Here is a 2,617-nt window from a genome sequence, read left to right as displayed (position 1 = left end):
TACGCCTCCGACGAGGACCGTCTTGCGTGACGGGTGGTAATTCGCGAAGCGTGTGACCTTAAGTCTAGCTTTAAGGTCATCAGGCGATGCGGGTCGTGGTTTTGGGCGGGCTCGAGCGGCGGCGGCGTTGGTCACAGGACGACAAGGCACGGATTGTCGAGGAGACGCTGGCACCGGGCGCGAAGGTAACTGAGGTTGCGCGGCGCAACGGAGTAGCGGCCAGCCTGGTGTTTACCTGGCGTCGCCAAGCACGGACATCGGAACAAGTTGCACCATCTTTTACGCCGGTGCAGATCGCCGCCGTAGCAGCCTCGGCTGAAGAAACTCCGAAGCTTTTGCCTACGGTTGATGGCCGAGTTCGTTCGGCGGCAGCTGCGTGTACTGGATTGATAGAGATCGATCTCGGCAACCGACGGTGCATCCGGGTGGATGCGCACGTCGATCCGGAGGCGTTGGCGCGGGTCCTCGATGTGCTTGGACGCCGATGATTTCTGTACCAGGGAATGTGCGAGTGTGGCTGGCTACAGGCTACACGGATATGCGCAGAGGCTTTCCATCGCTGGCCCTCCAAGTGCAGGAGGTGCTGCACAAAGAACCGCTTAGCGGTCATTTGTTTGTCTTCCGTGGTCGCCGCAGCGATCTTGTGAAGGTGATCTGGCACGATGGTCAGGGAGCCTGCTTGTTCACAAAAAAACTCGAGAGAGGAAAGTTTATCTGGCCATCGGTTGCCGGTGAAGCGGTAACGATCTCGCTGGCGCAGTTGAGCTACCTGCTGTCCGGGATCGATTGGCGCAATCCGCAAGAAACCCAGCGCCCGACGCGGGTCGGATAATCGTTTTGGGTTTGAATCTGATGCTCGATCTGATTCAATGGCTTCATGACATCGAAGCCGGACGATCTTCCGTCGGATCTCGCAAGCGCCTACCTTGCGCTGCTGGCCGAGCGCGAGGCGTTGCAGGCTGAACGCGATGTGGCAGTCGCGGATGCCGCCAACGCGCGGGCGGAGCTGTCGGACAGCGAGGTGCTGATCGCTCATCTTGAGCTACGGATCGAGAAGCTCAAACGCGAACTGCACGGGCAGCGCTCCGAGCGCACGGCGCGGCTACTCGAGCAGTTGGAATTGGAGCTCGAAGAACTCGCCACCACGGCGACCGAGAATGAGCTGGCTGCGCAGGCTGCCGCGGCAAAAACCCAGAGCGTGAGCGCCTTCACGCGCAAGCGGCCGGTGCGCAAACCGTGGCCGGACGACATCGAACGTGAGCGCGTCGTCATCAAGGCTCCAACGACCTGCGCCTGCTGCGGCGGATCGCGGCTGGCGAAGGTCGGCGAGGATGTGACCAAGACGCTGGAGGAGATTCCGCGTCGCTTTAAGGTCATCGAGACGGTACGCGAGAAGTTCACCTGCCGCGATTGCGAGAAGATCAGCCAGCCGCCGGCACCGTTCCATGCGACGCCCCGCGGCTTCATCGGCCCACAATTGCTGGCGACGATTTTGTTCGACAAATTCGGCATGCATATCCCGCTCAACCGCCAGAGCGTGCGCTTCAAGGCCGAGAGGATCGATCTGCCGCTGTCGACGCTGGCCGACCAGGTCGGCCACGGAACCTTCGCCGTCATGCCGCTGTTCCAGCTGATCGAGCGTCACGTGCTCGCGGCCGAGCGCCTTCATGGCGACGACACCACCATCCGCGTCCTGGCGAAGGGCAAATGCACGACCGGCCGGATCTGGACGTATGTGCGGGATGACCGGCCGTTCGCCGGGCCTGCGCCGCCGGCGGCGGTCTATTATGCCTCGGGCAATCGACGGGGCGAAAATCCTCAGAGGCATCTGGCCGCCTTCGTCGGCATTCTGCAGGCGGATTGCTATGGCGGCTTCGAGCCGTTGTTCGACCCAAAAAGGAAAGCAATGCCGATCACGCCGGCATTTTGCCTGGCCCATGCGCGGCGGGGATTCTTCGAGCTGGCTGACATCGAGAAAGCCGCCCGGGAAGGCAAGGGCAAACCGGTCTCTCCGATCGCGCTGGAGGCGGTCAGGCGTCTGGATGCGTTGTTCGAGATCGAGCGCGCCATCAACGGCCGTAGCGCCGACGAGCGGCGTGCCGTGCGCCAGGAGCGGAGCAAGCCGCTGCTCGACGACATGCACGACTGGCTGCTCCGCGAGCGAGAAAGCCTCTCGCGCTCCGCCGAGGTCCTGAAGCCCATGAACTACATGCTTAAGCGCTGGGACGACTTCGTCCGCTTCCTCGACGATGGCAGGATCTGCTTGACCAACAATTGCGCTGAGCGTGCATTGAGAGGCATTGCCTTGGGAAGGCGCAACTGGACCTTCGCTGGCAGCCAGCGTGGCGCCGATCGTGCAGCTATCATGCTGACGATGATCACGACCTGTCGCCTCAACGACGTCGATCCCAAGGCTTGGCTCGCCGACGTCCTCGCCCGGATCGCTGATCTTCCCACCTCGCGTCTGCGCGAACTGCTGCCCTGGGAATGGAAGCTCCTGCACCAAGCCGGCAAGTCCGCCAATCAGCAAGCCGCCTGACCCTTCACGCAACGCCATCGTAGAACTCGCCGTGCTCGCGCGCATGCGTCAATCAGGCGGCCTTCGTCGTATGCGTAC

3 protein-coding genes are annotated in these 2,617 nt (G+C 62.4%); all 3 read left to right on the top strand.

The genetic code is table 11. From position 1 onward, the window contains the following. Window positions 1-86 precede the first annotated feature (86 nt). The 3 genes from tnpA to tnpC are packed head-to-tail and all read left to right on the top strand — an operon-like array spanning window position 87 to window position 2,539. Window positions 87-488 (top strand): IS66-like element accessory protein TnpA, encoded by a 402-nt coding sequence (gene tnpA, locus EAV90_RS41950; protein WP_129145275.1) that lies wholly within the window; start codon window positions 87-89, stop codon window positions 486-488. A gap of 23 nt (window positions 489-511) precedes the next feature. Beyond that, window positions 512-832, top strand: coding sequence for an IS66 family insertion sequence element accessory protein TnpB (gene tnpB / locus EAV90_RS38990; protein WP_425304745.1), 321 nt, complete (start codon window positions 512-514; stop codon window positions 830-832). 45 nt (window positions 833-877) lie between these two features. Beyond that, a complete protein-coding gene (tnpC, locus tag EAV90_RS38985) occupies window positions 878-2,539 on the top strand; it encodes an IS66 family transposase (protein ID WP_122401599.1) in 1,662 nt (553 codons plus the stop codon). The last annotated feature ends 78 nt before the right edge of the window (window positions 2,540-2,617 follow it).

The sequence above is a fragment of the Bradyrhizobium vignae genome (assembly GCF_004114425.1).
Taxonomy (GTDB): domain Bacteria; phylum Pseudomonadota; class Alphaproteobacteria; order Rhizobiales; family Xanthobacteraceae; genus Bradyrhizobium; species Bradyrhizobium vignae.
Note: the sequence above shows the minus strand (reverse complement) of the source record. Positions and strands in the feature narration are given on the sequence as shown.

Excerpts from the sequence above, each read along its gene's own strand:
- tnpA (WP_129145275.1), top strand. The coding sequence starts at position 87 with ATGCGGGTCGTGGTTTTGGGCGGGCTCGAGCGGCGGCGGCGTTGGTCA.
- tnpC (WP_122401599.1), top strand. The coding sequence starts at position 878 with ATGACATCGAAGCCGGACGATCTTCCGTCGGATCTCGCAAGCGCCTAC.